Below are 5,298 nucleotides of genomic sequence, written 5' to 3'. Positions count from 1 at the left end.
AAAGCCGCTAGTCTCGATCGATCCCTCGCGTTGCGGCAACTGGTTCACCGCGCATAATCCGGCCTGCCGGCGTGAGCCCGGGGATACGCCGCAGGGGCGCTGGGAACGCATGGCGCTGGCGCGGCTAGGGATTGCCTCGGTGGTCGCCGGTCTGCCGGGGGTCAGCCTGTGGGAGCCCGCTGCCACGATGTGCCCGCATCAGGCCTGCCCTGAAAGCATCGATGGCAAGCCGATCTATTTCGACAGCGACCATATCACCGCCTACGGCAACGATCTGCTCAAGCCTTCGCTGGAGGCTGCCCTGCAGGCCAAGACGCAGGCGGCGGGGCGCACGGCTCGCCCCTGAGCGGGTGAGACCGGCCCGGCAGAATCATTACTGTGCCATGTCTTGTTTCGGGACATGGCATGGACGTAGCGTGTCGGTCCGGAGCGCTGGACGGCGAGGCCGCTGTGGGAGGGATCTGCCGGGGCGTCGCGACGCAATGCCGGTTTCCGCGACGATCCGAGGTGTTTCGGGCGTTGAAAACCGCCGGGCAGAGCGGGGCAGGCGGGATGAAAGCCGCAAGCTCATAATTGAGGCAACGTAAAGCAGGGCTGCGCCTCTTGGCCATGTCCCAAAGCGGTTCGAACGAAAGGTTCGTAATTTATGTTGCAGATGCGAAAAGATTGAGCAGACGCAAAGCGGACTTAGGGGAAACCACAGGCAGGGTGGAATTTATTATAAATCATATAATCTTAAATGATTTTTGCGATATTTTATCTATTTTCACATGCCATGAATGAAGTTTCTTCTATATTTTTCTTATTACTATTCTTTTGAAAAGATGTCTTTGGATTTTTTTCGGTTCATCGCCTCTCTTTTTTCCATTTCAGTGAAATTTGATCACCAGAAAATGCGTTTGGCCGAATATGTTTTCGGGTTGATTGCCTGTGGGGGCTGGGATAGGCTGTTTGCAGCTTGAATTGACTGAAAGGTGCGTGGGGGCATGAAGAGATTGGGTTCGCTTGGCTTGAGCCTGTGTCTGCTTCTCTCCGTGTCTGGTCCGACGATGTCTGGCCAGGCCTGGGCGGCAACCAAGACCCCTATTGTCGATTCTGGTGAGCGTTATGTCGCCGGACAAACCCTTGCGGAGAATTACCATCTCGGCGCGGGTGACAAGGTCAAGGTCAACGTTTTCAATGAACCGCAGCTCTCGGGCGAGTATCAGGTCGCGCCGGATGGCACGATCTCGCTGCCGCTGGTGGGTGTGCTCTCGGTGATCGACAAGACCACCGCGCAGGTCGCCGCCGCCTTCGAGGAGATGCTGGGGCAGGACTATCTGCGCAACCCCAAGGTGGCGGCGGAAGTGACGCTGTACCGGCCCTTCTTCATCGTCGGGGAAGTGCATATGCCCGGCCAGTATCCCTATGCCGCCGGGCTCACCGCATGGAACGCCATCGCCACCGCGCAGGGGCTGACGCCGCGCGGTCGCGAAGGCTATGTCTATATCCGCAAATATGGCTCGGCCGAAGAGGTGCGCTATGCGCTGACCCCGGATCTGCGGGTGTGGCCGGGTGATACGATTCGGGTCGCTGAGCGCTTTTTCTGAGCGGTGCGCGTTTGACCAAAGGGCTTTCCTTGAACTGCCTCGCGCCCAGCGAGATGAAGTCCCTGCGTGTGAAAGTCACCCGGGGCTCCGGCCGCAGCCTTGCGGCCAGTCTGCGTGCCAGGCGAGAGGCCCGGCTGTCGCCGCAATCGGCAGTGTTGGTGCTGGGCGCGGGTTGCGCACTGAGCGTGTCCGGCAGCGCTTCGGCGCAGGGCACCAGTGTTATCAACACCTACACCTTCTCGCCTGACAGTTTCTCCACGCTGGTGACGCCGGCGCTGTCGCCCGATTACACGCGCGGCCATAATGTCAGCGCGCTGGAAGAGTGGCAGCCCGATTATGCGCCCCCCGGCGCCCCGATCGGCTCTTTCGTGCTGCATCCCCAGGCGACGCTGGGCGTGGTGGCCGACAACAACGTCTATGCCAATGACGCCAACCGCAAGGCGGACATCAGCACCGTTCTGAAGCCTTCGGCCATGATCCAGTCGGATTGGTCGCGGCATATGCTGCAGCTTCAGGTCAGTGGGGATTTCCGCCGCTATGCCACCCAGTTGCCGCGCAACCAGAACAGCTGGTCGGTGCAGCCTGCCGGCGAGATCAATCTGGGCAAGAATTTGGTGGTGCATCTGGAGGCGCAGGCCGGGCGCTATTATGAGAGCCCCTTCAGCAGCGACCTCAATCCGCAGGATCAGGTTCTGTCCAACTTCTTCGGCGTGGGCGGGCTGGCCAAGGTGACCTACAACGGCGGGCGCAGCCGCTTCACCTTCGCCTATGATCACGAGGGGTTCGATTTCGCCACGCTGCGCTTTCAGGATGGCACCACCACCGACCAGCGCTATCGCAACCGTGCGGTCAACCGCATCTCGGCGCAGGGCGAATATGGCATTTCGCCCAGCCTGGCGGTCTTCGTCGCGGCGGCGGCGGACAAGACCCATTACACCGTGGGGCAGAATGCGGTGACCCCGCCGCTCAGTTCCACCGGTCAGAACTTCATCACCGGCATCAGCTTCGATCTGACCGGCGTGATGCGCGGTTCGGTCGGGGTCGGCTACAGTCACCGCGATTACGATGCGTCGTCCTACAAGGGGGTGGGGGCCTTTTCCGCCCAGTTCCGCGTGGACTTCTTTCCCTATCGCCTGACCACCGTTTCGCTGCTGGGGCAGCGCCTGATTCAGGATTCGGGCCTCGGCTCGACCCCCTATGTCGATACGCGCATCACGGCCGAGGTTGATCAGTCGCTGCGGCGCAATTTGTTCCTGATCGGCACGGTGTCCGCCGCGCGGCAGAGCTATTCCGGCATCTCGCAGTCGCGCTCGCTCGAACAGGTTCAGGCCACGTTGCGCTATCAGGCCAGCCGCTGGCTGGGGTTTCAGGCCGAAGCCAGCTACAAGACATCGAAATACGCCTCACCCGTGCCGAATGTGCAGACTGGCAATTATTCGGACGCCACCCTTGGCCTTTCGGTCACGGTGCGGCGGTGATGGGCATGACAAACGCATCTGGATCTTGTGACGTGCCTGGGTTTCCCATGGGGAAGGAATATTCATGAAAGTCTCCACCGCATCCTATGAGGCACGTCTTGCCGACGTGATCGCCAAGGCAAAGGACGTGCTACAACGCCGCTACAAGGTGGCGGTGGCGGTGGCGCTGCTCGTGACGCTGATCGGCGTGGCGATCACGCTGACGATCAAGCCCCTTTATCAGGGCATCACCCGGATCCAGATCGATCCTCAGCACAATCCGCTCAACCGCGGTGGCGATACGCAGGCTCAGCTCGCCAATGAGGCGATCGAGACCGAGGTGTCGGTGCTCAGCTCGCTCGATCTGGCGCGCACCGTGGTGCGCCGCCTGAACCTCACCCGCGATGACGAGTTCGGCAAGGGCCTTGAGCTGCATCCCGAGATGAGCGACGACCTGAAGGTCGATGTGGTGGCCAACAAGCTGGTGAGCGTCACCGATGTCGCCCGTGACAAGTTGACCTACATCCTTTCGGTCAAGGTCGCCGCGCGCAATCCGACCAAGGCGGCGCGCATCGCCAATGAATATGCGCTGGCCTATATGGACGCCAAGGTTGGTACCGACACCGGCACCGCTGCCAAGCAGGCCGATTTCTTCGAGAGCCAGCTGAACCATATGGGCGACGAATCGCGGGCCGCCGACGAAAAGGTCGCCCAGTTCGAAGCCCAGAACGGCATCGTGCGCACCAGCGACAAGGACGGCCAGACCATCACCGATCAGCAGATCGGGCCGCTTTCAGTGCAGATGGCAAGCGCGGAATCTGTCGCCGCAGAGGCTCGTTCCAAGCAGATCTCGGCGCAGAAGCAGGTCGCCAATGGCCAACTCGATTCGATCACCGATGTGCGCAATTCGGTGACCATTCAGGATCTGCGCCATGAGCGTTCGGTGCTGATGCAGTCGCTGACTGACATGGCCAACCGCTATGGTCCGCGCTATCCGGATTATATCAAGGCCAGCCAGCAGCTGGCCAACATCGATGCCCAGCTGCGCGAGGAACAGAACCGCGTTGTTCACTCACTCAAGGCCGATGCCGATGCCGCAGAGGCCCGCGCGGGCAGCCTGCGCGCCTCGATGCAGCGTCTGGAGGACAAGCAAAGCGCCGATGCCCGCGCTTCGGTGACGCTGCAGAGCCTGCAGCGCGACGCCGCCAGCAAGCACGCCGCCTATGACCGCATGGCGCAGACCGCCATGGACGCCCGCCAGCTGGCGCAGAACTCGATGGCGCAGGCGCGCATCGTCGACACCGCCAAGGTGCCGCTGATGCCCTACTGGCCCAAGCGCGGCCTGCTTTACTTCCTGTCGTTCCTGGCGGGCGTGGGCGTGGCGCTGATCGTCATCACCGTACAGGAGCTGATGGTGACGGGCATGCTCTCGGCCAAGCAGGTCGAGGAGGAGCTGGGCCTGCCGCTGATCGCGGCGGTCCCGCTGCTGCGCGGCAACGACCTGCCCGCCGACATGCTGATCGAGAAGCCCACATCGCAATTCGCCGAGGCTCTCCGCAATGCCCGCGCCACGCTGATGGGCGTGAAGGGCGAACTGGCGCCCAAGATCATCGCCATGACCTCCTCGCTGCCCAGCGAGGGCAAGACAACCACGGCGCTTGCGCTGGCGCGCACCATGGCACTCAACGGCCAGCGCACGGTGATCTTCGATGTCGACGTGCGCCGCGCCCAGATGCGCAATGTGATCGACAGCGACACCTCGGGCGCCGGCACGGTGGAGCTGCTGCGCGGCGAGGCCAAGCTGGACGATGTGATCCGCAAGACCCAGCTCGACGAGCTGCACAGCATCTCGGTCACCAAGCCCTATTTCACCTCGGAAAATCTCTTCGGCACCCAGGCCATCCACGACATTCTGGAAGGTCTGGCCGAGCGTTACGATGTGATCATTCTCGATCTGCCGCCGCTGGTGGGTCTGGCCGATGGCCGCTTCCTGGCCGCGCTGGCCGATGCGGTGGTCCTGGCGATTCGCTGGAACGCCACGCCGCTTCAGGCGGTCAGCTCGGCGGTGGGCTGGCTGCGCGCCGACGGCACCAATGTGGTGGGCGCGATGTACACCATGGTCGATGCCGCGTCGCAGACCTATGGCTCCTATTATTACAACTCCAAGCAATATCTGAACTATTACACCAACGAGAAGTAAGCACGCTGCCTTCTGCAACAGCCGGGCCTGCCAAGACGATCGGCGGGCTCGG

The 5,298-nt window shown here is 62.0% G+C and carries 4 protein-coding genes; all 4 read left to right on the top strand.

Annotated elements, in window-relative coordinates; translation table 11 throughout:
- Window positions 1-346 (top strand): SGNH hydrolase domain-containing protein (locus tag SR3_RS32040; protein WP_218018913.1); only part of this gene is annotated, 346 nt, incomplete at its 5' end.
- 703 nt (window positions 347-1,049) lie between these two features.
- The gene (locus SR3_RS29940; protein ID WP_245654163.1) at window positions 1,050-1,589 is read left to right on the top strand and encodes a polysaccharide biosynthesis/export family protein; all 540 of its coding nucleotides are present in this window, start codon (window positions 1,050-1,052) and stop codon (window positions 1,587-1,589) included.
- A 68-nt stretch (window positions 1,590-1,657) separates the two neighbouring features.
- Window positions 1,658-3,067 carry an outer membrane beta-barrel protein gene (locus SR3_RS29935; protein ID WP_169805746.1) on the top strand — a complete coding sequence of 470 codons (1,410 nt, stop codon included), beginning with the start codon at window positions 1,658-1,660 and terminating at the stop codon, window positions 3,065-3,067.
- A gap of 64 nt (window positions 3,068-3,131) precedes the next feature.
- A complete protein-coding gene (locus tag SR3_RS29930; protein ID WP_068094982.1) occupies window positions 3,132-5,246 on the top strand; it encodes a GumC family protein in 2,115 nt (704 codons plus the stop codon).
- Window positions 5,247-5,298 lie beyond the last annotated feature (52 nt).

It is taken from the genome of Novosphingobium rosa NBRC 15208 (genome assembly GCF_001598555.1).
In the GTDB taxonomy this organism is placed as follows: domain Bacteria; phylum Pseudomonadota; class Alphaproteobacteria; order Sphingomonadales; family Sphingomonadaceae; genus Novosphingobium; species Novosphingobium rosa.
This window is presented reverse-complemented; position numbering and strand designations above follow the sequence as displayed.